The 25,360-nt window shown below is 60.7% G+C and carries 22 protein-coding genes; 13 read left to right on the top strand and 9 right to left on the bottom strand.

The genetic code is table 11. The features are described from left to right. Positions 1–67 precede the first annotated feature (67 nt). The 6 genes from cysG to FBX99_RS20260 form a co-directional block, all read right to left on the bottom strand. Positions 68–1,462, bottom strand: a complete 1,395-nt coding sequence (gene cysG / locus FBX99_RS20285) for a siroheme synthase CysG (RefSeq protein ID WP_144931158.1) — start codon at positions 1,460–1,462, stop codon at positions 68–70. After that, positions 1,463–2,743, bottom strand: coding sequence for a serine--tRNA ligase (gene serS, locus FBX99_RS20280; RefSeq protein WP_144931157.1), 1,281 nt, complete (start codon positions 2,741–2,743; stop codon positions 1,463–1,465). 13 nt (positions 2,744–2,756) lie between these two features. Beyond that, positions 2,757–3,134, bottom strand: a complete 378-nt coding sequence (gene crcB, locus FBX99_RS20275; RefSeq protein WP_047700723.1) for a fluoride efflux transporter CrcB — start codon at positions 3,132–3,134, stop codon at positions 2,757–2,759. Next, complete coding sequence (locus FBX99_RS20270) at positions 3,131–4,456, bottom strand: replication-associated recombination protein A (protein WP_144931156.1); 1,326 nt, start codon at positions 4,454–4,456, stop codon at positions 3,131–3,133. The genes crcB and FBX99_RS20270 overlap by 4 nt, the downstream gene beginning before the upstream one ends. 145 nt (positions 4,457–4,601) lie before the next feature. Next, the gene (gene lolA / locus FBX99_RS20265) at positions 4,602–5,225 is read right to left on the bottom strand and encodes an outer membrane lipoprotein chaperone LolA (protein ID WP_145132651.1); all 624 of its coding nucleotides are present in this window, start codon (positions 5,223–5,225) and stop codon (positions 4,602–4,604) included. A 57-nt stretch (positions 5,226–5,282) separates the two neighbouring features. Next, positions 5,283–7,688 (bottom strand): DNA translocase FtsK, encoded by a 2,406-nt coding sequence (locus tag FBX99_RS20260; RefSeq protein WP_144931154.1) that lies wholly within the window; start codon positions 7,686–7,688, stop codon positions 5,283–5,285. 319 nt (positions 7,689–8,007) lie between these two features. On the opposite strand from FBX99_RS20260, the gene trxB reads away from it, so the two are divergent. From trxB to infA, 4 genes are all read left to right on the top strand, one after another. Then, positions 8,008–8,967 carry a thioredoxin-disulfide reductase gene (trxB, locus tag FBX99_RS20255; protein ID WP_144931153.1) on the top strand — a complete coding sequence of 320 codons (960 nt, stop codon included), beginning with the start codon at positions 8,008–8,010 and terminating at the stop codon, positions 8,965–8,967. A gap of 110 nt (positions 8,968–9,077) precedes the next feature. Beyond that, positions 9,078–9,758: a leucyl/phenylalanyl-tRNA--protein transferase gene (aat, locus tag FBX99_RS20250; RefSeq protein WP_144931152.1), complete on the top strand. Its 681-nt coding sequence runs from the start codon at positions 9,078–9,080 to the stop codon at positions 9,756–9,758. A gap of 56 nt (positions 9,759–9,814) precedes the next feature. Then, positions 9,815–10,522, top strand: a complete 708-nt coding sequence (locus FBX99_RS20245) for an arginyltransferase (RefSeq protein WP_144931151.1) — start codon at positions 9,815–9,817, stop codon at positions 10,520–10,522. A 157-nt stretch (positions 10,523–10,679) separates the two neighbouring features. Next, positions 10,680–10,898, top strand: a complete 219-nt coding sequence (infA, locus tag FBX99_RS20240; RefSeq protein ID WP_002553999.1) for a translation initiation factor IF-1 — start codon at positions 10,680–10,682, stop codon at positions 10,896–10,898. Between the two features lie 151 nt (positions 10,899–11,049). On the opposite strand, the gene clpA is transcribed toward infA, so the two are convergent. After that, positions 11,050–13,320, bottom strand: coding sequence for an ATP-dependent Clp protease ATP-binding subunit ClpA (gene clpA / locus FBX99_RS20235; protein ID WP_041023702.1), 2,271 nt, complete (start codon positions 13,318–13,320; stop codon positions 11,050–11,052). A 29-nt stretch (positions 13,321–13,349) separates the two neighbouring features. Continuing rightward, complete coding sequence (gene clpS / locus FBX99_RS20230) at positions 13,350–13,712, bottom strand: ATP-dependent Clp protease adapter ClpS (RefSeq protein ID WP_041023703.1); 363 nt, start codon at positions 13,710–13,712, stop codon at positions 13,350–13,352. A 241-nt stretch (positions 13,713–13,953) separates the two neighbouring features. Here clpS and cspD point away from each other — a divergent pair, with 241 nt between their 5' ends. Then, a complete protein-coding gene (cspD, locus tag FBX99_RS20225) occupies positions 13,954–14,217 on the top strand; it encodes a cold shock domain-containing protein CspD (protein WP_256662562.1) in 264 nt (87 codons plus the stop codon). Between the two features lie 78 nt (positions 14,218–14,295). Here cspD and icd read toward each other — a convergent pair whose 3' ends face one another. Further along, on the bottom strand, positions 14,296–15,552 hold the full coding sequence (gene icd, locus FBX99_RS20220; RefSeq protein ID WP_144930360.1) for an NADP-dependent isocitrate dehydrogenase: 1,257 nt from the start codon (positions 15,550–15,552) through the stop codon (positions 14,296–14,298). A gap of 482 nt (positions 15,553–16,034) precedes the next feature. Between icd and FBX99_RS20210 the strand changes: the two genes are divergently transcribed. From FBX99_RS20210 to FBX99_RS20165, 8 genes are all read left to right on the top strand, one after another. Beyond that, positions 16,035–18,260, top strand: a complete 2,226-nt coding sequence (locus tag FBX99_RS20210) for an NADP-dependent isocitrate dehydrogenase (RefSeq protein WP_144930358.1) — start codon at positions 16,035–16,037, stop codon at positions 18,258–18,260. Positions 18,261–18,779: 519 nt separating this feature from the next. Then, the gene (locus FBX99_RS20200; protein WP_145132649.1) at positions 18,780–19,658 is read left to right on the top strand and encodes a hypothetical protein; all 879 of its coding nucleotides are present in this window, start codon (positions 18,780–18,782) and stop codon (positions 19,656–19,658) included. Between the two features lie 205 nt (positions 19,659–19,863). Beyond that, complete coding sequence (locus tag FBX99_RS20190) at positions 19,864–20,310, top strand: NUDIX hydrolase (RefSeq protein WP_144930355.1); 447 nt, start codon at positions 19,864–19,866, stop codon at positions 20,308–20,310. Between the two features lie 59 nt (positions 20,311–20,369). Continuing rightward, a complete protein-coding gene (mnmA, locus tag FBX99_RS20185; protein WP_144930354.1) occupies positions 20,370–21,494 on the top strand; it encodes a tRNA 2-thiouridine(34) synthase MnmA in 1,125 nt (374 codons plus the stop codon). Further along, positions 21,491–22,114 (top strand): high frequency lysogenization protein HflD, encoded by a 624-nt coding sequence (gene hflD, locus FBX99_RS20180; RefSeq protein WP_041021067.1) that lies wholly within the window; start codon positions 21,491–21,493, stop codon positions 22,112–22,114. The genes mnmA and hflD overlap by 4 nt, the downstream gene beginning before the upstream one ends. Positions 22,115–22,238: 124 nt before the next feature. After that, positions 22,239–23,609 carry an adenylosuccinate lyase gene (gene purB, locus FBX99_RS20175; protein ID WP_144930353.1) on the top strand — a complete coding sequence of 457 codons (1,371 nt, stop codon included), beginning with the start codon at positions 22,239–22,241 and terminating at the stop codon, positions 23,607–23,609. A gap of 84 nt (positions 23,610–23,693) precedes the next feature. After that, on the top strand, positions 23,694–24,860 hold the full coding sequence (locus tag FBX99_RS20170) for a cupin domain-containing protein (protein WP_144930352.1): 1,167 nt from the start codon (positions 23,694–23,696) through the stop codon (positions 24,858–24,860). Next, positions 24,853–25,278: a GNAT family N-acetyltransferase gene (locus FBX99_RS20165; RefSeq protein WP_144930351.1), complete on the top strand. Its 426-nt coding sequence runs from the start codon at positions 24,853–24,855 to the stop codon at positions 25,276–25,278. Before FBX99_RS20170 ends, FBX99_RS20165 begins: the two co-directional genes overlap by 8 nt. Positions 25,279–25,360 lie beyond the last annotated feature (82 nt).

Raw genomic sequence — 25,360 nt, 5'->3', positions numbered from 1 at the left:
TTGATATTTCGGCTTAGCACAATCCAATGTGGGAGCGGGCTTGCTCGCGAAGGGCGCGCCACGGACTCTAGACCTGCCCCTGAGCCCCTTCGAACCACGCCAGTTTCTCGCGCAGTTGCACCACTTCCCCCACGATAACCAGGGTCGGCGCGTGCACCTCGTGCTCGGCGACCAGCTTTGGCAAGTCCGCCAAGGTACCGGTGAACACCCGCTGGTTGGACGTTGTGCCTTGCTGGATCAGCGCCGCCGGTGTATCGGCCGCACGACCGTGCTTGATCAGCTCGCTGCAGATGCTCGGCAGCCCCACCAGGCCCATGTAGAACACCAGGGTCTGGGCCGGGGCCACCAGGTCCGCCCATGGCAGATCAGTGGTGCCGTCCTTGAGATGGCCGGTGATGAAACGCACCGACTGGGCGTAATCGCGATGGGTCAGCGGAATGCCGGCGTACGCCGCGCAACCACTGGCCGCGGTGATGCCCGGTACGACCTGGAACGGGATGCCCTGGGCCGCCAGCTCTTCGATCTCTTCACCGCCACGCCCGAAGATGAACGGATCGCCACCTTTGAGGCGCACCACCCGCTTGCCTTGCCGGGCCAGCTCGACCAACTGCTGGTTGATCTGGTCCTGGGGCACGGCATGCTCGGCGCGGCGCTTGCCGACGTAGACCCGCTCGGCATCACGCCGGCAAAGCTCAAGGATCGCGGGCGCGACGAGACGGTCGTACAGCACCACATCGGCCTGCTGCATCAAGCGCAGGGCGCGGAAGGTCAGCAGATCGGGATCACCCGGCCCGGCACCCACCAGATAGACTTCTCCCGGTGCGTGCGGCGCCTGGCCGGCGATTTTCTCGCGCAGCAGGCGCTCGGCTTCGGCGCCCTGCCCGGCCAGTTGACGGTCGGCGATGGGCCCCTGGAACACCTCTTCCCAGAACGCCCGACGTTGCTGCACATCCGGGAACAGCCGCTTGACCTGGTTGCGAAACAGCGCCGCCAAACCCGCCAGTTGCCCGTAGGTCGAGGGAATCCAGGTTTCCAGCTTGGCCCGGATCAGCCTTGCCAGCACCGGCGCATCGCCGCCGCTGGACACCGCGATCACCAGTGGCGAGCGGTCGACGATGGCCGGGAAGATCACGCTGCACAGGGCCGGCGCATCCACCACGTTGACCGGCACACAACGCCTGTGGGCATCGGCCGACACCCGGGCATTGAGGGTTTCGTCGTCAGTGGCGGCGATGATCAGCCCGCAACCGTCCAGGTCCGTTTCGAGGTAACCACGCAGGACGCATTCGCCTGCGCTGCCACTGACCAGATCCCGCAGTTGCGGCTCGATTTCGGGTGCGACCACCCGCAACTGCGCGCCAGCATCGACCAGCAGGCGGGACTTGCGCAAGGCAATCTCGCCGCCGCCGACCACCAGGACGCGGCTGCCGCGCAAGTTATGGAACAGTGGCAGATAGTCCATTTAGCCGATGACCTCGATGCCGCCCATGTACGGCTTCAACACTTCGGGCACACGGATCGAACCGTCGGCCTGCTGGTAGTTTTCCAGCACTGCCACCAGGGTACGGCCTACTGCCAGGCCGGAGCCATTGAGGGTGTGGACCAGTTCCGGCTTGCCGGTTTCAGGGTTGCGGTAACGCGCCTGCATGCGGCGGGCCTGGAAATCGCCGCAGTTGGAGCATGACGAGATTTCGCGGTATTTGTCCTGGCTCGGAATCCACACTTCCAGGTCGTAGGTCTTGACCGCGCTGAAGCCCATGTCGCCGGTGCACAGGGCCAGGGTCCGATACGGCAGTTCCAGCAGTTGCAGGACCTTCTCGGCGTTGGCGGTCAGGCTTTCCAGGGCTTCCATGGATTTTGTCGGTTCGACGATCTGCACCATCTCGACCTTGTCGAACTGGTGCTGGCGGATCATGCCGCGGGTATCGCGGCCCGATGCCCCGGCTTCACTGCGGAAGCACGGCGTATGGGCAACGAATTTGATCGGCAGTTGCTTGGCGTCGACGATCTCGCCGGCGACGATGTTGGTCAGCGACACTTCGGCTGTCGGAATCAGGTACAGGTCGGCTTCGCCATCGCGGCCGATCTTGAACAGATCTTCCTCGAACTTCGGCAACTGGCCGGTGCCTTGCAGGGCCGGGGCCTGGACCAGATACGGGGTGTAGGCTTCCTCGTAACCGTGCTCGGTGACGTGCAGGTTGATCATGAACTGGGCCAGGGCCCGATGCAGGCGGGCGATCGGCCCGCGCAGCAAGGCAAAACGTGCGCCGGACAGCTTGGCGGCAGTTTCGAAGTCCAGCCAGCCGAACTTCTCGCCCAGGGCCACGTGATCCTGCACCGGGAAGTCGAACGCAGTTGGCGTGCCCCAGCGACGGACTTCGACGTTGCCCTCCTCGTCTTCACCGACCGGCACCGACTCGTGGGGCAGGTTCGGGATGCCCAGCAGGATCGAATCCAGTTCGGACTGAATCTTGTCCAGGGCCGCCTTGCCGTTGTTGAGCTCGGTGCCCATGCTCTCGACGTTCGCCATCAACGGCGCAATGTCTTCACCGCGCTGCTTGGCCTGGCCGATGCTCTTGGAGATCGCATTACGCTCGGCCTGCAGCCTTTCAGTCTGGGTCTGGACGGTCTTGCGCTGCTCTTCCAGCGCTTCGATGCGCGCGACGTCCAGGGCGAAACCACGGGACGCCAGGCGGTCCGCTACGTCCTGAAGATTGCTGCGTAACAGTTTGGAATCGAGCATGTCGGTCTCTCGTTTAGATAAGTTTGGTCAGGGACAGGCCGGCCCAGGTGGCGAGCAGCCCGCCGAATACGCTGGCAGCCGCATAGCCCAGGGCCAGCGGCACCTGCCCGCTTTCCAGCAGGCGCACCGTATCCAGTGAAAAGGACGAAAAGGTCGTCAGGCCGCCAAGGAAGCCGACGATCAGCCCCGCGCGCACTTCGACAGGCACTTCGGGACGAATCAGGAACAGACCGTATAGAACGCCGATCAGCAGACAGCCCACGATATTAACGGTCAGCGTCGCGGTATAGAAGTGCCGTGGCCAATTTGCGTTGACCCAATTGCCGGCAGCGAAACGCGCCAGGGTGCCGGCAACACCGCCAGCGGAAACCGCAAGTATCAGGGGAATCAAGGCTTCCTCCGCTGCCGTGGACTCAGTCGGTCCAGTTGCGCCAGGTGGCTGAGCTTCTCGCCGATCTTCAGTTCCAGGCCACGGGGCACCGGTTGATAGAACGACTGGGGTTCGAGTGCTTCGGGAAAATAATCTTCGCCAGCGGCATAGGCGTCCGGCTCGTCATGGGCGTAACGGTATTCTTCGCCATAGCCCAGCTGCTTCATGAGCTTGGTCGGCGCGTTACGCAAGTGCAATGGTACTTCGAGGGAGCCATGTTCGGTGGCGCTGCGCATCGCCGCCTTGAAGCCCATGTACACCGCGTTGCTTTTCGGCGCACAGGCCAGGTACGTGATGGCCTGGGCCACGGCGAGCTCGCCTTCGGGGCTGCCCAGGCGCTCCTGCACATCCCAGGCCGCCAGGCACAGGCTCAGGGCCCGGGGATCGGCATTGCCGATATCCTCGCTGGCCATGCGCACCACCCGCCGAGCAAGGTACAACGGATCGCAGCCACTATCGATCATCCGGGCAAACCAATACAGGGCAGCATCGGGGTTGGAGCCCCGTATGGACTTGTGCAACGCCGAGATCTGGTCGTAGAACGCCTCGCCGCCCTTGTCGAAACGCCGCCGGGTATCCCCAAGCAGGCTTTGCAGCAGCTCGACCCCGATCTCACTGTCATCCTCGGCCAGGTCCGAAGCGTTCTCCAGCAAGTTGAGCAAACGTCGGCCATCGCCATCGGCGGCTGAACACAGGATCTGGAAACCTTCATCGCTGAGGCTCAGCTTGCGCTTGCCCAGGCCCCGTTCCTCGGTCAGCGCCCGGTCCACCAGTTTGCGCATCGCGGCCTCGTCGAGGCTCTTGAGCACATAGACCCGCGCCCGGGACAGCAAGGCATTGTTGAGTTCGAACGAAGGATTTTCGGTGGTCGCGCCGATGAAGATCAGCGTGCCGTCTTCGACATACGGCAGGAACGCGTCCTGCTGGGACTTATTGAAGCGGTGCACTTCGTCGACAAACAGAATGGTGCGCTTGCCGTACTGCCCGGCCTGCTGCTTGGCGACTTCCACCGCCTGGCGGATCTCCTTGACCCCGGCCAGGACCGCCGAGACCGTTTCGAAATGGGCATCGGACACTTCCGCCAGCAACCGGGCCAGGGTGGTCTTGCCCACGCCCGGCGGCCCCCAGAAGATCATCGAATGCAGCGCCCCCTGCTCCAGGGCTTCGCGCAGGGGCTTACCCCTGGCCAGCACGTGCTCCTGGCCGACGTACTCATCCAGGTTGGTCGCACGCAGGCGGGCGGCCAATGGCTGGGCAATCGGGGCGCTTCGAAACAGGTCCATCACTGCTTATGCAACCTCACTTGATCCTGATGCCGGAGATTCTTGTGGAAGCGGGCTTGCTCGCGAACGCGGCAAATCAGTCAACATTCATGTTGAATGTTACTTCGCATTCGCGAGCAAGCCCGCTCCCACAAGTAGGGTGTGCTTATTCCTGGATTACATCGGCACCCTTGGGGATGTCGAACTTGAACCTGGACGCCGCGATCGGCTCGTTGGCCTTGACCCCGCTGAACAGGATATTGGTGCGCTGGCCGACGCTGTCGATCAACTGCATGTCATTGACCAGGCCATTGCGGAACGACAGGCGCAGGCTGTCGAACAGGCTGTCCTTGGTCTTGGGCTTGAGGGTGAAGTCGATCACGCCGCCCGCTTCCTTGGCCGTGATGTCGAAGCTCTGGCTGATCTTGGAAATATCGCCCGACAGCAACAAGGCCGGCGTCTGGGTCAGGCGCTGGTCGAGATTCTTGATGGTGACTTGCTCCAGGTCCGGGTCCCACAGGGAGACTTTCTTGCCGTCGGACACCATCAGCTGTTCAGCCGGTTCATTGGTGTGCCAGTAGAACAGGCCCGGGCGCTGCAGGGCCATGTCGCCGGCGGTTTCCTGCAATTGGGTGCCGCTGCCGTCGAGGGTCAGCTGGGAGAAACGAGCGGTCAGGGTCTGGGAGCGCTCCAGCAACTGGGTCAGGCGGGCCACGTCATTTTCGTCGGCGTGGGCCGACAAGGTGGTCAGGGCCAGTACGGGCAACAGCAGCATGCGAATCAGGCGCATGGGAGTCCTCATGAAGTCGTGGGGGTTCGAGCGGCGCTTCGACAGGCCGCTCGTTCATTAGTCGCGCATCGGGCCCGGCGCCAGCACTTCGCGCGAGCCATTGGTGTTCATGGCCGTCACGACCCCGGCCATTTCCATGGCTTCGATCATGCGGGCGGCACGGTTGTAGCCGATCTTGAGCTTGCGCTGGACGGCGGAAATCGACGCCCGGCGGCTTTCCAGGACGAACTGCACCGCCTCGTCATAGAGCGCATCGGTTTCCGCGTCCTCGTCGCCCCCTCCGCCACCGCCCTCGAAACCGCTGCCGGCTTCTTCGACGCCGTTGAGGATGTCGTCGTTGTATTCGGGAGCGCCGCGCAGCTTCCAGGCTTCCACCACGCGGTGCACTTCGTCGTCGGAGACGAACGCGCCGTGTACCCGGATCGGCAGGCTGGTGCCCGGCGGCATGTAGAGCATGTCACCGTGACCGAGCAATTGCTCGGCACCACCCTGGTCGATGATGGTCCGCGAGTCGATCTTGCTGGACACCTGGAACGCCATGCGGGTCGGGATGTTGGCCTTGATCAGGCCGGTGATCACGTCCACCGACGGCCGCTGCGTGGCGAGGATCAGGTGGATACCGGCCGCACGGGCCTTCTGGGCGATACGGGCGATCAGTTCCTCGACCTTCTTGCCGACGATCATCATCATGTCGGCGAATTCGTCCACCACCACGACGATGGTCGGCAGCTTGTGCAGCAGCGGCGCCTCGTCGTGGATGTTTTCGCGGTGATACAGCGGGTCGGTCAATGGCGTGCCCGCCTCCTCGGCTTCCTTGACCTTGGCGTTGAAGCCCGACAGGTTGCGCACGCCCAGCTTCGCCATCAGCTTGTAGCGACGCTCCATCTCGGCGACGCTCCAGCGCAAGGCGTTGGCGGCGTCCTTCATGTCGGTGACCACCGGACACAGGAGGTGCGGAATGCCTTCGTAGATCGACAATTCCAGCATCTTCGGGTCGATCATAATCAGCTTGGCGTCTTCCGGGCCGGACTTGAACAGGATCGACAGGATCATCGCGTTCACCCCCACCGACTTACCGGAACCGGTGGTACCGGCCACCAGCAGGTGAGGCATCTTCGCCAGGTCGGTGATGACCGGCTTGCCGCCGATGTCGTGGCCCAGGGCCAGAGTGACCGGCGACTTGTGGTTATCGTACTCAGGGGTCGACAGCACTTCGGAGAAGCGCACGATCTGACGGTCCTCGTTGGGAATCTCGATACCCACGGTGGTCTTGCCGGGAATCACTTCCACCACCCGTACGCTGGTCACGGCCAGCGAGCGCGCCAGGTCCTTGGCGAGGTTGGCGATGCGACTGACCTTCACGCCGGCGGCCGGCTGGATTTCGTAACGGGTGATGACCGGGCCCGGGTGAATCGAATCCACCGACACCTCGACACCGAATTCCTTGAGCTTGATCTCCAGCAGATGCCCCACGGCCGCCAGGGATTCGGGAGAATAATTGAGCTGTTTCTTTTCCGCCGGGTCGAGGATCGAGATCGGCGGCAAGGTGCCTTCCACCGCGCTGTCGACGAACAGCGGCACCTGTTTTTCCTTCTGCACGCGCTTGCTCTGCTCAGGCGGCTTGGCCGGCGCCATGGTAATGACCGGCGGCACCTGCTTCTCGCGCTCGGACATGTGCTTGCTCAAGGCCTGCTCACGCTCGATCAGGCGCTCCTTGACCTTGGCCTGCTCGCGCTTGTCAGGCACCGTCGGGGCCACCACGTCATGGACCCGGTCGTCCACTTCACGCAGTTGCGCCACCAGTTGCTTGCGCTCGGTGCGCGCCGCCCACCAGCGATTCACGGCGCCCTGGATCAGTTCGATCAGGTCGAGGGTGATCTTGCCGGTGACGTCCATGACCTTGAACCACGACAGGTCAGTGAACACCGTCAGGCCAAACAGGAACAGGGCGATGAACAACAGCGTGCTGCCCTGGATGTTCAGGGCGTTCCTGGCCAGGTCGCCGAGGCTTTCCCCCAGGGCACCACCCGCCCCGGCCGGCAGACCGGTGGGGGCATGGAAATGGATATGGGCCAGCGCGGCCCCCGACAGCACGAGGAACACCAGGCCGATCAGCCGCCAGGAAAACAGCCAGCCGCTCCACTGCCACGGCTCGTGGCGCTGGCGAAAGATCTGGTAGGCCTTGATTGCCAGCAACAGCGGGAAGATATAGGCGAAGTAACCCAGCACCATGAACAGGATGTCGGCGCTGTAGGAACCGGCCGGGCCGCCGAAGTTCTGCACGTCGTCGATCTTGCTGTTATGGCTCCAGCCCGGATCGTCCTTGCCGTAGGTCAGCAAGGCCATCATCAGGAACAGGCACAAGGCACCGATGGCGATCAATGCACCTTCCTTGAGCCGGTAGTGCAATTGCTGACGCCAGAGCGGAACGACTGTTTTAGGTGCTGCGGTGGATTTCTTCAAAACGCTTCTTTTCCTGCGCCAATGGCGCGTCCATCTGTTGAATGACTATAAAAAACTGCTCATTACAAGCAGGTAAAAAAGTGAATGTGCACAACCGGTACTACTTTTACCACTGAGAGGTGCGTCCAGAAAACCGCAGGTGTTGCCGAAGATGTTGATCCTTAGCCCATCCTGCGTTCAAAACTCAAGCATTGTACGGGTTTGTCGGCTCCAAGGCATTGCCCGCACGCCGGGTGACAAGGTCGCCGGAAACAGGGCCGCACAAGCGCCAATTGGACCATGCATTGTCTTTTGTGACAAAGGCTTATGAGGTGTTTTTATGAACGAAGTGAAGCATTCACGCCTGATCATTCTCGGCTCCGGCCCCGCAGGGTACAGCGCAGCGGTCTACGCCGCCCGAGCCAACCTCAAACCCGTTGTCATTACCGGCATACAGGCCGGTGGCCAGCTCACCACCACGGTCGAAGTCGACAACTGGCCCGGCGACGTCGAAGGGCTGACCGGCCCGGTCCTGATGGAGCGCATGCAGCGGCATGCCGAGCGCTTCGACACGCAGATCGTCTACGACCACATCCACACCGCCAAGTTGCAGCAGCGACCGTTCGAGCTCATCGGCGACAGCGGCACCTACACCTGCGATGCCTTGATCATCGCCACTGGCGCCTCAGCCCAGTACCTGGGGCTGCCATCGGAGGAGACCTTCGCCGGCAAAGGCGTTTCCGCCTGCGCAACCTGTGATGGGTTCTTTTACCGCAACCAGGTGGTGGCCGTGGTCGGCGGTGGCAATACCGCGGTAGAAGAGGCCCTGTACCTTTCGAACATTGCCAGAGAGGTGCATTTGATCCACCGCCGGGACAAGCTGCGCTCGGAAAAAATACTGCAGGACAAACTCTTCGAAAAGGCCGCCAACGGCAACATAAGGCTGCACTGGAACCAGAACCTCGACGAGGTGCTGGGGGATGCCAGCGGCGTGACCGGCGCGCGCCTGCGCAACAGCCAGAGCGGTGAAACCAGCACCTTGCAACTGGCCGGGGTATTCATCGCCATCGGCCATAAGCCCAATACCGATTTGTTCCAGGGCCAGTTGAGCATGCGCGACGGCTACCTGCTCGTGCGCGGCGGCAGCGAAGGCAACGCCACCGCCACCGATATCGAAGGCGTGTTCGCGGCCGGCGACGTGGCCGACCACGTGTATCGCCAGGCCATCACCTCGGCCGGTGCCGGCTGCATGGCCGCGCTGGATGCGGAGAAGTATCTCGATGACATCCCGGCCGTTTGACGGTTATCTTTGGACAAGCGTTCAGTTGTGGCGAGGGGACTTATCCCCTTGCCACAATTTGTCCGCGCACAATCTCTGGTGCCCCTCCCCTTCTGCAAGTTCGGACAACAATGCTGACGTGGTTACAACGCAATACCTTTGATTTTCCTCCCTTGGAAAAAGCCATGCGCGATCCCAACGGGTTGCTGGCCGCGGGCGGCGATCTGTCTGCCGACCGGCTGATCCAGGCCTATCGCCATGGATGCTTCCCTTGGTTTTCCGAAGGACAACCGATCCTGTGGTGGTCGCCCGACCCTCGCACAGTGCTGTTTCCCGACGAACTGCACGTCTCGCGCAGCCTGGGCAAGCTCCTGCGCAAGCAGCGCTATGAAGTGACGTTCGACAAGGACTTCGCCGCGGTCATCCAGGCCTGCGCCGCGCCGCGGGCGTATGCTGAAGGCACCTGGATCACCGAAGCCATGCAAACCGCCTACCTGGAGCTGCATCGGCGCGGCTATGCCCATTCGGTGGAGGTCTGGGACCAAGGCTTGCTGGTGGGCGGCCTGTACGGCCTGGCCATGGGCCGATTGTTTTTCGGCGAATCCATGTTCAGCCGGGCCGACAACGCGTCGAAATTCGGCTTCGCCACTCTGGTCCAACACCTCAAGGCGGGCGGTTTTGTGCTGATAGACTGTCAGATGCCCACCGAGCACCTGCACAGCCTGGGCGCGCGGTCGATCGCTCGCACGGCTTTTGCCGGCTACCTCAAGACACACCTGGACCAGCCCAACCACGCAACCTGGGTTTGCTGAGCGACATTTGCCCCAGTGGCTTACACTTAATCCAAAGCTTATCCCGAGGGTTGATCATGACCGAGTTGGCGCGCTTGAAGTTTTATGCCACTCAACCTCACTCTTGCAGTTATCTGCCCGAAGAGCAGGCCACGACGCTGTTCCTCGACCCTAGCCAGCCCATGGATGTGCATGTCTACGCAGACCTGTCGGAAATGGGCTTTCGGCGCAGTGGCGATCATCTCTACCGGCCCCATTGCCAGCATTGCAATGCGTGTGTGCCGGCGCGCATTCCCGTGGCGCAATTTGCCCCCGACCGCCAGCAGAAACGCATTTTCAAACGCAACGCCGATCTTCAGGTCCGGCCGGCCAAGCCACAGTTCAGCGAAGAGTACTTCGACCTGTACCAGCGCTACATCGAGCAGCGCCATGCCGACGGCGACATGTACCCGCCGAGCCGCGATCAGTTCTCGACATTCCTGGTGCGCGACCTGCCCTTTTCCCGCTTCTATGAATTCCGTCTCGAAGGGCGACTGGTGGCGATTGCCGTCACGGACTTGCTGCCCAACGGACTTTCAGCGGTGTACACCTTCTATGAGCCGAACGAAGAACGGCGCAGCCTGGGACGCTATGCCATCCTCTGGCAAATCAACGAAGCACGACGCCTGGGCCTGGAAGCGGTGTATCTGGGCTACTGGATCAAGAACTGCAAGAAAATGAACTACAAGACCCAGTATCGGCCGATCGAACTGCTGGTTAACCAGCGCTGGGTTGTCCTCAGCTAGTGTCCTGCCTCGGAATCAAGCCGTTCATTTTTGGCGGTGCCTGAGACAGGACACCAGAACCCCTTGGCTTGCCCCCCCTTTTTCGGGCACAATGCACGCCGCTTTTGCCTGGCGCAGTTGCACCGGGCCATTCACTGGACACCGAGGGCTTTACTGCATGTCGAAAGAAGACAGCTTCGAAATGGAAGGCACTGTCGTCGACACCCTGCCCAACACCATGTTTCGCGTGGAGTTGGAAAATGGGCACGTCGTTACCGCGCACATCTCCGGCAAGATGCGCAAGAACTACATTCGTATTCTTACCGGCGACAAAGTGCGTGTCGAGCTGACGCCCTATGACTTGAGCAAAGGGCGCATCACTTACCGCGCTCGCTAACAGGTCAATACAAAACGCCCGGCTTATACCGGGCGTTTTTGTTTGCCTGGAATTTGATAAGCACCACAAGCCCGCTTCCACAGGGCAGTGTTTTTCCCAGGATAAGCAAAAAGGCGCCTTCCGGCGCCTTTCTGCTTATTACAGGTTTCGATCAGGCCATTTCGGCCGTGGTTTCGAAGTCGAAGGTCAGCTCGCCGTCCTTGATGTCGATGTGAACCACACCGCCATGCTCGGCCAGTTCGCCAAAGAGGATTTCCTCGGCCAGCGGACGCTTGATCTTGTCCTGGATCAAGCGAGCCATCGGCCGCGCGCCCATCGTCACATCGTAACCGCCCTCTGCCAGCCAGCTGCGGGCCGCATCGGTGACTTCCAGCAACACACGCTTGTCTTCGAGCTGCGCCTGGAGTTCGGTGAGGAACTTGTCCACCACGCTCTTGATGACCTCATGGCTGAGGCGACCAAACTGGATGATGGTGTCCAGACGGTTGCGGAACTCAGGCGTGAAGCTCTTCTTGATCACTTCCATCGCATCGGACGAATGGTCCTGATGGGTGAAGCCGATCGAAGCGCGCGCCGCGGTTTCGGCACCGGCGTTCGTGGTCATGATCACGATCACGTTGCGGAAGTCCGCCTTGCGCCCGTTGTTATCGGTGAGCGTACCGTGGTCCATGACCTGCAGGAGCAGGTTGAAGACTTCCGGATGCGCTTTCTCGATTTCATCGAGCAACAGCACGCAGTGGGGCTGCTTGGTGATGGCTTCGGTCAGCAGGCCGCCCTGGTCGAACCCGACATACCCTGGAGGCGCACCAATCAGACGCGAAACAGTGTGGCGCTCCATGTACTCGGACATGTCGAAGCGCACCAGCTCGATGCCCATCGCCTTGGCCAGCTGCCGTGCAGCCTCGGTCTTGCCGACACCGGTTGGACCGGCGAACAGGAAGGAGCCGACCGGCTTGTCCGGCGACTTGAGGCCGGCGCGGGACAGCTTGATGGCGGTCGACAGCGAGTCGATTGCCGCATCCTGGCCGAACACCGTCAGCTTCAGGTCACGCTCAAGGTTACGCAGCAGCTCTTTGTCGGAACTGGTGACGTGCTTGGGCGGAATACGTGCGATCTTCGCCACGATGTCCTCGACCTGAGGCACTTCGATGCGCTTGACGCGCTTCTCTACCGGCTGCAGGCGCTGATAGGCACCCGCCTCGTCGATCACGTCGATAGCCTTGTCCGGCATGTGCCGGTCGTTGATGTAGCGCGAGGCCAATTCCGCCGCGGCCCGCAGGGCTTCATCGCTGTACTCGATACTGTGGTGCAGCTCGAAACGCCCCTTCAGGCCGCGCAGGATACCGATGGTGTCTTCCACCGAAGGCTCCGAGACGTCGACTTTCTGGAAACGCCGGGCCAGGGCACGGTCCTTCTCGAAGATCCCGCGGAACTCCTGGAAAGTGGTCGACCCGATGCAACGGATATCGCCCGACGACAGCAGCGGCTTGAGCAGGTTCGAGGCATCCATGACCCCGCCGGACGCGGCACCCGCACCGATGATGGTGTGGATTTCGTCAATGAACAGGATCGCCTGCGGACGTTTCTTCAACTCGCCCAACAGCGCCTTGAAGCGCTTCTCGAAATCGCCGCGGTACTTGGTACCGGCCAGCAGGGCACCCAGGTCGAGGGAATACACCACGCTGTTGGCCAGCAGGTCCGGCACCTGGTTGTCGACGATGCGCTTGGCCAGGCCTTCGGCAATCGCGGTTTTACCCACGCCCGCCTCGCCCACCAACAACGGGTTGTTCTTGCGACGCCGGGCCAGGATCTGCGCAACGCGCTCGACCTCGACTTCGCGTCCGACCAACGGATCGATACGCCCCTGACGCGCCAGTTCGTTCAGGTTGCTGGCATAGGCATCCAGCGGATTGCCCGAAGAAGAAGACTCACCACCCTCCTCGTCCTGCATATCCTGTTCACCTTCGGAATGATCGCCATGCCCCGGCACCTTGGAAATGCCATGGGCGATGTAGTTGACGACATCTATGCGCGCAACGCTCTGCTGCTTGAGCAGGAAGACCGCCTGGCTTTCCTGCTCGCTGAAGATGGCGACCAGCACGTTGGCACCGGTGACCTCACGCTTGCCCGAGCTCTGCACATGAAAGACAGCACGTTGCAGGACACGCTGGAAGCCCAGGGTTGGCTGGGTTTCGCGATCCTCGTCATGGACGGGGATCAATGGCGTGGTGGAGTCAATGAACTCCTGCAGATCATGCTTGAGTTTATCGAGGTTCGCGCCACAGGCACGCAATACGGTGGCGGCAGCCTCGTTATCCAGTAGGGCCAGCAGCAGGTGCTCGACGGTCATGAATTCATGACGCTTCGAACGGGCCTCCTTGAAGGCTAGATTGAGGGTGACTTCGAGCTCGCGGTTTAACATGGCTTCACCTCATACCCAAGTGGTCGGCGTTAACCGTCCTTCTCGATTTCACAGAGTAGCGGATGCTGGCTTTCCCGGGCGTACTGGTTGACCTGCATGGCCTTTGTTTCGGCAATGTCGCGGGTAAACACTCCACACACTGCCCGTCCCTCTGTATGAACGGCCAGCATGACCTTGGTCGCCAGCTCGCGATTCAGGTTAAAAAACACCTCGAGCACTTCGACGACGAAATCCATCGGTGTGTAGTCATCGTTGAACAAAACCACCTTGTACATCGGTGGCGCCTGCAACGTAGGCTTTGCTTCCTGAACAGCAATGCCTGCGGAATCGTCGTCGTGTAGATCCGGGCGATCCTGATTGAATGTTAGTCGAATCTGGCTGATTGCATGCATGGAAAGAAAGGTTCGTTTAGTTGGCAAATACAGTGATGGGGGCATTGGCTGGCGATTTCAACCGCCGCTGCCAGGTCACCTTGACTATCGGCAAAACGGTGTTACAACCAATAGAGCCCATCGTGGGTTAAAAAGGTCCGTGGAATCGATCCTTAAAACAAGATTAGATTGCGGATGAACTGGATGATACTCCAGTGATGGAGTGCGTTGCAGAGGGAAATGGTCTATGTCGGTCGTCAAGATGAGTGGCAAGGTGAAATGGTTCAACAACGCCAAGGGCTACGGCTTTATTCTGGCGTCTGGCAGGGATGAAGACCTTTTCGCGCATTTCTCGGCCATCAGGATGGAAGGCTACAAAACCCTGAAGGCCGGGCAACCTGTCACATTCGAAGTGATCCAGGGCCCCAAGGGGCTGCATGCGGTCAATATTTCGCCGGTCGAGGTCGAAAGCACCTCTGCCCCCGAAAAAGTCAAAGTCAAAACCAGAGTCACTGAAACCCATTGACCTGCTGTAGTCATCGGTCAAAAAAGACGCCCGGCTCGATCACTCGAGCCGGGCGTCTTTTTATGCGCGTCGATCCGCTTACATGTGTGAGATCAAGGCATCGCCGAAGCCCGAGGACGATACCAGCTTGGCGCCTTCCATCAGGCGTTCGAAGTCATAGGTCACGGTCTTGGCCGAAATCGCGCCATTGGTGCCCTTGATGATCAGGTCGGCCGCTTCGGTCCAGCCCATGTGACGCAGCATCATTTCTGCCGACAGGATCAGCGATCCCGGGTTGACCTGGTCCTTGCCCGCATACTTGGGCGCGGTGCCGTGGGTCGCTTCGAACATCGCCACGGTGTCGGAGAGGTTGGCACCCGGCGCGATACCAATACCGCCCACCTCCGCCGCCAGGGCGTCGGAGAGGTAGTCGCCATTGAGGTTCAGGGTTGCGATCACGTCGTATTCAGCCGGACGCAACAGGATCTGCTGGAGCATCGCATCGGCGATGGCGTCCTTGACGACCACGTTCTTGCCGGTCTTCGGATTCTTGAATTGCATCCACGGCCCGCCATCGAGCAGGGTCGCGCCGAACTCCTCGGCAGCCACTTCGTAGGCCCACTCCTTGAAGGCACCTTCGGTGAACTTCATGATGTTGCCTTTGTGTACGATGGTCAGGGACTCGCGATCATTGTCGACCACATATTGCAAGGCCTTGCGGGCCAGGCGCTTGGTGCCCTGCTTGGAAACCGGCTTGACGCCGATGCCGCAATCTTCGTCGAAACGGATCTTGGTGACGCCCATTTCTTCTTTCAGGAACTTGATGACCTTGGTGGCCTCCGCCGAACCGGCCTTCCACTCGATGCCCGCATAAATGTCTTCGGAGTTCTCACGGAAAATCGTCATGTCCACGTCGCCAGGCTTCTTCACCGGACTCGGTACGCCTTCGAACCAGCGCACCGGGCGCAGGCAGACATACAGGTCCAACTGCTGACGCAGGGCCACGTTCAACGAACGGATACCGCCGCCGACCGGCGTGGTCAGGGGACCTTTGATGGAAACCACGTAGTCCTTGACCGCATCCAGGGTTTCCTGGGGAAGCCAGGTGTCCTGGTCATAGACCTGGGTGGCTTTTTCACCAGCATAGACCTCCATCCAGGAAATCTTGCGCTTGCCGCCGTAGGCCTTCTGCACCGCAGCGTCCACAACCTTGATCATGACCGGGCTGATGTCGACGCCAATGCCGTCGCCTTCGATGAAGGGGATGATCGGGTTGTCGGGAACATTAAGAGAATGGTCTGCATTGACGGTGATTTTGTCACCGACGGCTGGAACCTGAATCTTTTGATACCCCATGCTGAACTCCATTGCTTGGATTGAACATCTGGCTGCGTTCGAGCGTACCCCAGTTGAATCGACGCGCAAACCCTACGTTAGACCCATCGGCGGGAAACTCGCCCAGTTCGCCGTGTACAAGCCTGAAAAACAAGGGAAAAGCGCCAAATGTGAGCATAGCCCATACCTCTGGGCCTGCGACGTTTAGACCAATGGACGTGTACGGAGGTCTATGAACCATCGGCAGATTGCCAGCTACCTATGTATAATGCCGCCGCTGACCGCAGGGTCACGACGGCTGACTGCTCTACCAAGAGCCTTCCCGCCAGTTATAAAGCCGGACCGTTACCGCGGCCCGACCGCTTGACGCTCGACTGATGCACCCAACATCACCGCGAAGAAACCTCGACATTCGGCTCACGGCTGACTTTGAACGAACGCGCTTACCCGGCGCCCCTCGAGTTTCTGCGCATGCTTTAGCAAAGAAGAGAGTTAATCCGAATATGCCCACCCGCTCGAAGATCATCTATACCTTCACCGACGAAGCGCCCGCCCTCGCCACCTATTCGCTGCTGCCAATCGTCGAAGCCTTCACCGCTTCGGCCGATATCGCCGTGGAAACCCGCGATATCTCCCTCGCAGGGCGCATCCTGGCCAGCTTCCCCGAGCAACTGGGTGACAAAGCCGTAGCCGACCACCTCGCCGAACTGGGCGACCTGGCCGTTACGCCTGAAGCCAACATCATCAAGCTGCCGAACATCAGCGCCTCGGTGCCGCAACTGCAGGCCGCGATCAAGGAATTGCAGGCCCAGGGCTACGCACTGCCGGACTACCCGGAAACCGTGACCAGCGAAGCCGACAAAGAAGCCAAGGCCCGCTACGACAAGGTCAAGGGCAGCGCCGTGAACCCGGTCCTGCGTGAAGGCAACTCCGACCGCCGCGCACCGCTGTCGGTCAAGAACTATGCCCGCAAGCACCCGCACAAGATGGGCGCCTGGACAGCCGACTCCAAATCCCATGTGGCCCACATGAGCACCGGCGATTTCTACGGCAGCGAAAAAGCCGCCCTGATCGACGCCGCCGGCAGCGTGAAAATCGAGCTGATCGCCCAGGATGGCACCGCCACCGTCCTGAAGGAAAAGACCACCGTACAAGCCGGTGAGATCCTCGACTGCGCCGTGATGAGCAAGAATGCCCTGCGCAACTTCATCGCCGCCGAAATCGAAGACGCCAAGGAAAAAGGCGTACTGCTGTCGGTTCACCTCAAGGCCACCATGATGAAGGTCTCCGACCCGATCATGTTCGGCCAGATCGTCGCCGAGTTCTATAAGGACGCCCTGGCCAAGCACGCTCAGGTGCTGGAGCAGATCGGCTTCAACCTGAACAACGGCATTGGCGATCTGTACGCCCGCATCAAGGCCCTGCCGGCCGAGCAGCAGGCGCAGATCGAAGCTGACATCCAGGCGGTCTACGCGGTGCGCCCATCCCTGGCGATGGTCAACTCCGACAAGGGCATCACCAACCTGCACGTACCGAGCGACGTCATCGTCGACGCCTCGATGCCGGCCATGATCCGTGACTCCGGCAAGATGTGGGGCACCGACGGCCAGTTGCACGACACCAAGGCCGTGATTCCGGATCGCTGCTACGCCACCATCTACCAGGCAGTGATCGAAGACTGCAAGGCCAACGGCGCCTTCGACCCGACCACCATGGGCAGCGTACCGAACGTCGGCCTGATGGCCAAGAAAGCCGAAGAGTATGGCTCCCACGACAAGACCTTCCAGATCAAGGCCGACGGCGTGGTCCGTGTCTCGGACAGCAACGGTCGCACCCTGCTGGAGCAGAACGTCGAGGCCGGCGACATCTTCCGCATGTGCCAGACCAAGGACGCGCCGATCCAGGATTGGGTCAAGCTGGCCGTCAACCGTGCCCGCGCCAGCGACACCCCGGCCATCTTCTGGCTGGACCCGATGCGCGCCCATGACGGCGTCGTCATCGAGAAAGTCCAGACCTACCTGAAGGACCACGACACCAGCGGCCTGGACATTCGCATCATGTCGCCCGTCGACGCGATGAAATTCACCCTGGCTCGCACCCGCGAAGGCAAGGACACCATTTCGGTGACCGGCAACGTATTGCGTGACTACCTGACCGACCTATTCCCGATCATGGAACTGGGCACCAGCGCCAAGATGCTGTCCATCGTGCCGCTGATGAACGGCGGTGGCCTGTTCGAAACCGGCGCTGGCGGTTCCGCGCCGAAGCACGTTCAACAACTGCTGGAAGAGAACTTCCTGCGTTGGGATTCCCTGGGCGAGTTCCTGGCCTTGGCCGCTTCCCTGGAACACCTGGGCGTGACCTACAACAACCCGAAAGCCCTGGTGCTGGCCAAGACCCTCGACCAGGCGACTGGCGAGTTCCTGGACCGCAACAAGTCGCCTTCGCGCAAGGTCGGCGGTATCGACAACCGTGGCAGCCACTTCTACCTGACCCTGTTCTGGGCCCAGGCACTGGCCGCCCAGGATGACGACGCAGCCCTCAAGGCGCAGTTCACCACCCTGGCCAAGACGCTGACCGACAACGAAGAGAAGATCGTTGCCGAGCTCAACGCCGTTCAAGGCAAGCCGGTGGACATCGGCGGTTACTACTTCGCCAATCCCGAGCTGACCAGCAAGGCCATGCGTCCGAGCGCCACCTTCAACGCGGCAATCGCTGCGCTGGTATAAGGTTGTAAGGAAGCACCACGAACCCCGGCCTTGTGCCGGGGTTTGTGTTTCCAGGCATACCATCTTTTCCCTGTGGGAGCGGGCTTGCTCGCGAAAGCGGCTTATCATCCGACATCTTCATTGGCTGATACTCTGCCTTCGCGAGCAAGCCCGCTCCCACATTTGACTACCCGCGTCTGGCTTGACAGAACAACGAGGCAGCCTAGCCTTGAAAGCATCGTTCTAAGTACGCCTCTTCACTGAAGGCGCATGAAGTAACCATCAGCGTTGAAGGCCTCGGCGTGACCCGAACACAGCTCTTTCAACCTTTGGCGGATGCGAGATGTCTCGGCAAGAGAACGAGAGAGCGTCAGATCGGGCGTCATTCTGATTGCCTGCAGGTGTATCGACCTCAAGTGAGCGAAACCGGATTGCTGAAATCGGCTACATAGCGATAGCAGCCCTTAGGTGGTTTGAGTTTTCTGCGAAAAATACGCACTTAAAACTCACTACCTGACTCCTAGACCGAGGAAATACACCGTGAAAAAGACTGCGCAAGTCATTATGAACGCCCAAATACCCTTCTCAATTGGAAATTTAGACCGCCAACAACTGCGAGGCGCTCCCACCCTATTTAGGAGAGAGCGCCTTGATGAGCCTTTTGAATACCCTAAAATAGAGGAGTTCCCCGACCATTACGCCATACGCTGCTCTACAGACATCCGCCCCAATCGCCATGGACAGATATATAACTACACCCCCGCCACGCAACAACTAACCTTTACAAGCCCAGATACCACATACACATTCAATTTAAATAAATTCGGAAATCAAGTTATCTACTCAACCAACTCACCCGGCGCAAGCGTCAGGGCCCCGTCTATTGTTTTCGAGGACTTCCCAGGGTTAATTCAGCTTGAAATGCGCATACCCGGTAAAAAAATCGATCAAAAGACAGATGAGGACGGATGGCTCGAGGTACAAATCAATGACCAGGTCGTCAAACATCCCTCAACCAGTCCCGTACTTCCTGCCCCGAAAAAAACAGCCTTACCGGTCGTTATCAACCCCACGGACAAATTTTCTTTTTTAGGTAACGTCACGCTCTATCTTTCAGGCTGCGATGTATACCAAGAGTACCCACCAGGAGAAATGGGCAAAATCGACAAATTCGTAGGAACGATGTCTACCGATCTCTACCTGACACCGGACAAAAGCTATCCACCTGGCGTAACGACCCTGACTATAGAAGACGGATTTTCGGATGCAACTGCCGTCATCGAATTTAACCACGACACGTCAAAAAAACAGGTAACCATGACAATCAAATCATTTAGAGGCACAGGCAAACTTTGTGACATACGGGACTTTCCTTACCTCGACAAATATTATCCGAATGCGATATGCATCGCTCTTTAGTTTCGACCGACCGGCCGTTATCGCGAGCAGGCTCGCTGCCACAGGGCAGCAGCGGACGCAGCATTTGTAAACACCGGAAAATCCCTGTGGGAGCGGGCTTGCTCGCGAAAGCGGTATATCATCCAACACATTCACTGACCGACACTGCGCCTTCGCGGGCAAGCCCGCTCCCACAGAGGCCCAACCCGAGCAATAGAGGAACCCCATGGACTGGCAACCCCACATCACCGTCGCCACCATCGTCGAGGACAACGGCCGCTTCCTTATGGTGGAAGAATCCAAGGGCGGGCGCGCGGTGCTCAATCAGCCCGCCGGCCACCTGGACCCGGACGAGACCCTGGTCGAAGCCGCCGTGCGCGAAACCCTGGAAGAAACCGGATGGGACGTCGAGCCCACCAGCGTGGTCGGCATCTACCTGTACACCGCTCCCAGCAATGGCGTGACCTACCAGCGGGTCTGCTTCGCCGCCAAAGCCCTCAAGCACCACCCCGACTATCAACTGGACGATGGCATCCTGGGCGCCCGCTGGCTGACCCGCGACGAACTGCTCGAACAGCGCAATCATTGGCGCAGCGAGCTGATCATCCGCTGCATCGACGATTATCTGGCCGGCCATCGCCACAGCCTGGCACTGATCCGTCCTTCCCTTTAGCCTTGCGCGCCCGGGCCTGATAGAATCGCGTCCTTTTTCAAGACACTCATTGAATCCCTATGCGTGATCCAGCTCCTTCCGGCACCACCAAGAAGCGCGTTATTGTCGGCATGTCCGGCGGCGTGGACTCCTCCGTTTCCGCCCTTCTGCTGATCGAGCAGGGTTATGAGGTGGAAGGCCTGTTCATGAAGAACTGGGAAGAAGACGACGGAACCGAATACTGCACCGCCATGGACGACCTCGCGGACGCCCAGGCCGTGTGCGACCGGATCGGTATCAAGCTGCACACCGCCAACTTCGCCGCCGAGTACTGGGACAACGTGTTCGAGCACTTCCTGGCCGAATACAAGGCCGGGCGCACGCCGAACCCGGACATCCTCTGCAACCGCGAAATCAAGTTCAAGGCGTTCCTCGACTACGCAATGATGCTGGGCGCCGACCTGATCGCCACCGGTCACTACGTGCGCCGCCGCGATGTCGACGGCCGCACCGAGTTACTCAAGGGCCTGGACCCGAACAAGGACCAGAGCTACTTCCTGCATGCCGTCGGTGGCGAGCAGATCGCCAAGACCCTGTTCCCGGTAGGCGAACTGGAAAAGCCCGAAGTGCGCGCGATCGCTGAAAAGCACCAACTTGCCACCGCCAAGAAGAAGGACTCCACCGGGATCTGCTTCATTGGCGAGCGCCGTTTCAGCGACTTTCTCAAGCAATACCTGCCAGCCCAGCCGGGCGAGATCAAGACGACTGAAGGCGAAGTCATCGGTCGCCACCACGGCCTGATGTACCACACCATCGGCCAACGCCAGGGCCTGGGCATCGGCGGGCTGAAAGACGCCGGCGAAGAGCCGTGGTACGTGCTGATCAAGGACCTGGAGCACAACGAGCTGATTGTCGGCCAGGGCAACGACCATCCCTGGCTGTTTTCCCGCGCCCTGCTCGCCTCCGACATCTATTGGGTCAACCCGATCGACCTGAGCGAGCCGCGCCGCCTGACGGCCAAGGTGCGCTATCGCCAGAGCGACCAGCCTTGCACCCTGGAAAAGACCGCCGCAGGCTACCGCGCCACCTTCGATGATCCACAACGGGCGGTGACGCCCGGCCAGTCCGTGGTGTTCTACGACGGTGAAATCTGCCTGGGCGGCGGCGTGATCGAAGTCGCAGAGCCGTGGAGCAGCAAGGCATGAGCCCGACCCAGGAACAGCTGACAGCGCTGGGCGGTGTGTTTCTCGCCGCCGTGCTGGTGGACCGGATCGCCAAGACCGGCCAGACCTCCGAGGCGGGCCTGAGCTGCATGCTCGGCAGCCTGCTGGTACGCGACCCCAAGGACACCCTGGAAGTCTATGGTGGTGACGACCTGAACCTGCGCGAAGGCTATCGCGCGTTGATCGGTGCCCTGGAGCGCGACCCCAGCGCCCTGCAACGCGAGCCGCTGCGCTATGCCCTGTCGATGCTGGGCCTTGAACGCCAGCTCGCCAAGCGCGACGACCTGCTGGACACCATCGGCAAGCGCCTGCCGCAGATCCAGTCCCAGGTCGAGCATTTCGGCCCCTCCCATGAAAACGTCATCGCTGCCTGCGGCGCGCTGTACCAGGACACCCTGAGCACCCTGCGCCAGCGTATCCAGGTCCACGGCGACATGCGCAACCTGCAGCAACCGAGCAACGCCTCGAAAATTCGCGCGCTATTACTGGCGGGCATTCGTTCGGCACGCCTGTGGCGACAACTGGGCGGGCATCGCTGGCAGCTGGTGATCAGCCGACGCAAATTGCTGAAAGAGCTTTACCCGTTGATGCGCAACGAATAAGTCGCCTCAACCCATTTTTTTGCTTCATTACGCGTAATACGCCGGTCAGTTGGCGACGGACCGGCGATTGTTTTCATGTATGATACGCGCCCCATTTCGTTGCCCGACTGTCCGAGAACACCCCATGCAGCTCTCTTCGCTCACTGCGGTTTCCCCTGTAGACGGCCGCTACGCCGGCAAAACCCAGGCCCTGCGCCCGATTTTCAGCGAGTACGGCCTGATCCGTGCCCGCGTCCTGGTTGAAGTGCGCTGGCTCCAGCGCCTGGCCGCCCATCCCGCCATCGGCGAAGTCCCGGCGTTTTCGGCCGAAGCCAACGCGGTGCTCAACGCCCTGGCGGAGAACTTCGAGCTGGAGCACGCCGAGCGCGTCAAAGAGATCGAGCGCACCACCAACCACGACGTCAAGGCGATCGAATATCTGCTCAAGGAGCAGGCGGCCAAGCTGCCGGAACTGGCCAACGTCAGCGAGTTCATCCACTTCGCCTGCACCAGCGAGGACATCAACAACCTGTCCCACGCCCTGATGCTGCGTGAAGGCCGCGACGACGTGATGCTGCCGCTGATGCGCCAGGTCGCCCAGGCCATCCGCGAGCTGGCGATCCGCTTCGCCGACGTACCGATGCTGTCGCGTACCCATGGTCAACCGGCATCACCGACCACCCTGGGCAAAGAGCTGGCCAACGTGGTGTATCGCCTGGAGCGCCAGATCGCCCAAGTCGCCGCCGTGCCGCTGCTGGGCAAGATCAACGGCGCCGTGGGCAACTACAACGCCCACTTGTCGGCCTACCCGCAGATCGACTGGGAAGCCAACGCCCGCGCCTTCATCGAAGACGAATTGGGTCTGAGCTTCAACCCATACACCACCCAGATCGAACCGCACGACTACATCGCCGAGCTGTTCGACGCGATCGCGCGCTTCAACACCATCCTGATCGACTTCGACCGCGACATCTGGGGCTACATCTCCCTGGGCTACTTCAAGCAGCGCACCATTGCCGGCGAAATCGGTTCCTCGACCATGCCGCACAAGGTCAACCCGATCGACTTCGAAAACTCCGAAGGCAACCTGGGCATCGCCAACGCACTGTTCCAGCACCTGGCGAGCAAACTGCCAATCTCCCGCTGGCAGCGCGACCTGACCGACTCCACCGTGCTGCGCAACCTGGGCGTGGGCTTTGCCCACAGCGTCATCGCCTACGAAGCCAGCCTCAAGGGCATCGGCAAGCTGGAGCTGAACGAACAGAAGATCGCCGCCGACCTGGACGCCTGCTGGGAAGTCCTCGCCGAACCGATCCAGACCGTGATGCGTCGCTACAACATCGAAAACCCGTACGAAAAACTGAAAGAACTGACCCGTGGCAAGGGCATCAGCCCTGAAGCACTGCAGACTTTCATCGACGGCCTGGACATGCCTGCCGATGCTAAGTCGGAGCTGAAGAAGCTGACCCCGGCCAGCTACATCGGCAATGCGGCGGCACAAGCCAAGCGCATCTGATACACGGTTGCACCCTTGAGACGCCCGGCCGCGCCGGGCGTTTTTATTCGCGTCTGAAAAGTATATTTTTTCAATAGGTTACACATGAATCCTGACATTCCTCTGCAACTCCTGGGCGGCATCACGGCACGGGAGTTCCTGCGCGATTACTGGCAGAAAAAGCCGCTGCTGATCCGCCAGGCGATTCCTGACTTCGAAAGCCCGATCGACGCCGACGAGCTGGCCGGCCTGGCCTTGGAAGAAGAAGTCGAATCGCGCCTGGTGCTCGAGCACGGCGAGCGCCCGTGGGAACTGCGTCGCGGCCCGTTCGCCGAAGACGAATTCAGCAAACTGCCGGAGCGCGACTGGACCCTGCTGGTGCAGGCAGTCGACCAGTTCGTCCCGGAAGTCAGCGAACTGCTGGAACACTTCCGCTTCCTGCCGAGCTGGCGCATCGACGACGTGATGATCAGCTTCGCCGCCCCAGGTGGCAGCGTCGGTCCGCACTTCGATAACTACGACGTGTTCCTGCTGCAAGGCCACGGCAAGCGCAACTGGAAGATCGGCCAGATGTGCGACTCCCACAGCCCGCTGTTACCCCATGCCGACCTGCGCATCCTCGCCGACTTCGACGCCACCGACGAATGGGTCCTGGAACCGGGTGACATGCTCTACCTGCCGCCGCGCCTGGCCCATTGCGGCGTGGCCGTGGATGACTGCATGACTTACTCGGTCGGTTTCCGCGCACCGAGCGCCGCCGAAGTGTTGACCCACTTCACCGACTTCCTCAGCCAGTTCCTGCCGGACGAAGAACGCTACACCGACGCCGATGCGCGCCCAGTGGCCGATCCGCACCAGATTCAACACGACGCCCTCGACCGCCTCAAGGGCCTGCTGGCCGAGCACATGAGCGACGAACGCCTGCTGCTGACCTGGTTCGGCCAGTTCATGACGGAGCCGCGCTACCCCGAATTGGTGGTAGGCCCCGAGCTGGAAGAGGACGACCTGTTGGCCGGCCTGGAACAGGGCGCCGTGATCATCCGCAACCCGAGCGCGCGCCTGGCCTGGTCGGAAGTCGATGACGACCTGCTGCTGTTCGCCAGCGGCCAGAGCCGCTACCTGCCGGGCAAGCTTCGCGAGCTACTGAAAATGATCTGCGCGGCCGATGCCCTGCACATTGAAAACCTCAGCCCATGGCTGGCCGATGAAGACGGTCGCGGCCTGATCCATGAGCTGGTCAAGCAAGGCAGCCTGGGGTTCGCCGATGAATAAAATCCACGTTCGTGTCGCAGACTGGCAAAAGGAAAACGCCGAGATCCGGCGCATTCGTGAGAGCGTATTCATTGTCGAGCAGTCCGTCCCGCCCGAGCTGGAATGGGACGCCGACGATCAGGGCGCGGTGCATTTCCTCGCCTTCGAAGGCGACTTCCCCATCGGCACCGCCCGCCTGCTGACCGACGGTCACATTGGCCGGGTCTCGGTGCTCAAGGACTGGCGCGGTCTGAAGGTGGGCGACGCGCTGTTGCATGCAGTCATCGCCGAAGCCGAAAAACGCGGGCTCAAGCAACAGATGCTCAGCGCCCAGGTGCATGCCACGCCGTTCTATGAGCGACTGGGCTTTGCCGTGGTCAGCGAGGAATTCCTGGAAGCCGGGATTCCCCATGTGGACATGGTGCGACACTCGGCCTGACACAAATCCCCTCGCCACAAAGTAATCACTCAGCTCACATCAAAACGCCCCGCCATCCCCGATGCCGGGGCGTTTTGCCGTC

It is taken from the genome of Pseudomonas sp. SJZ074, from assembly GCF_007828215.1.
Lineage (GTDB): Bacteria > Pseudomonadota > Gammaproteobacteria > Pseudomonadales > Pseudomonadaceae > Aquipseudomonas.
This window is presented reverse-complemented; position numbering and strand designations above follow the sequence as displayed.

What these genes read in the sequence shown, in the direction of transcription:
- cysG (WP_144931158.1), bottom strand. Translation starts at nt 1,462, where the DNA reads ATGGACTATCTGCCACTGTTCCATAACTTGCGCGGCAGCCGCGTCCTG.
- serS (WP_144931157.1), bottom strand. Translation starts at nt 2,743, where the DNA reads ATGCTCGATTCCAAACTGTTACGCAGCAATCTTCAGGACGTAGCGGAC.
- FBX99_RS20270 (WP_144931156.1), bottom strand. Translation starts at nt 4,456, where the DNA reads ATGGACCTGTTTCGAAGCGCCCCGATTGCCCAGCCATTGGCCGCCCGC.
- lolA (WP_145132651.1), bottom strand. Translation starts at nt 5,225, where the DNA reads ATGCGCCTGATTCGCATGCTGCTGTTGCCCGTACTGGCCCTGACCACC.
- trxB (WP_144931153.1), top strand. Translation starts at nt 8,008, where the DNA reads ATGAACGAAGTGAAGCATTCACGCCTGATCATTCTCGGCTCCGGCCCC.
- aat (WP_144931152.1), top strand. Translation starts at nt 9,078, where the DNA reads ATGCTGACGTGGTTACAACGCAATACCTTTGATTTTCCTCCCTTGGAA.
- FBX99_RS20245 (WP_144931151.1), top strand. Translation starts at nt 9,815, where the DNA reads ATGACCGAGTTGGCGCGCTTGAAGTTTTATGCCACTCAACCTCACTCT.
- infA (WP_002553999.1), top strand. Translation starts at nt 10,680, where the DNA reads ATGTCGAAAGAAGACAGCTTCGAAATGGAAGGCACTGTCGTCGACACC.
- clpA (WP_041023702.1), bottom strand. Translation starts at nt 13,320, where the DNA reads ATGTTAAACCGCGAGCTCGAAGTCACCCTCAATCTAGCCTTCAAGGAG.
- clpS (WP_041023703.1), bottom strand. Translation starts at nt 13,712, where the DNA reads ATGCATGCAATCAGCCAGATTCGACTAACATTCAATCAGGATCGCCCG.
- cspD (WP_256662562.1), top strand. Translation starts at nt 13,954, where the DNA reads ATGAGTGGCAAGGTGAAATGGTTCAACAACGCCAAGGGCTACGGCTTT.
- icd (WP_144930360.1), bottom strand. Translation starts at nt 15,552, where the DNA reads ATGGGGTATCAAAAGATTCAGGTTCCAGCCGTCGGTGACAAAATCACC.
- FBX99_RS20210 (WP_144930358.1), top strand. Translation starts at nt 16,035, where the DNA reads ATGCCCACCCGCTCGAAGATCATCTATACCTTCACCGACGAAGCGCCC.
- FBX99_RS20190 (WP_144930355.1), top strand. Translation starts at nt 19,864, where the DNA reads ATGGACTGGCAACCCCACATCACCGTCGCCACCATCGTCGAGGACAAC.
- mnmA (WP_144930354.1), top strand. Translation starts at nt 20,370, where the DNA reads ATGCGTGATCCAGCTCCTTCCGGCACCACCAAGAAGCGCGTTATTGTC.
- hflD (WP_041021067.1), top strand. Translation starts at nt 21,491, where the DNA reads ATGAGCCCGACCCAGGAACAGCTGACAGCGCTGGGCGGTGTGTTTCTC.
- purB (WP_144930353.1), top strand. Translation starts at nt 22,239, where the DNA reads ATGCAGCTCTCTTCGCTCACTGCGGTTTCCCCTGTAGACGGCCGCTAC.
- FBX99_RS20170 (WP_144930352.1), top strand. Translation starts at nt 23,694, where the DNA reads ATGAATCCTGACATTCCTCTGCAACTCCTGGGCGGCATCACGGCACGG.
- FBX99_RS20165 (WP_144930351.1), top strand. Translation starts at nt 24,853, where the DNA reads ATGAATAAAATCCACGTTCGTGTCGCAGACTGGCAAAAGGAAAACGCC.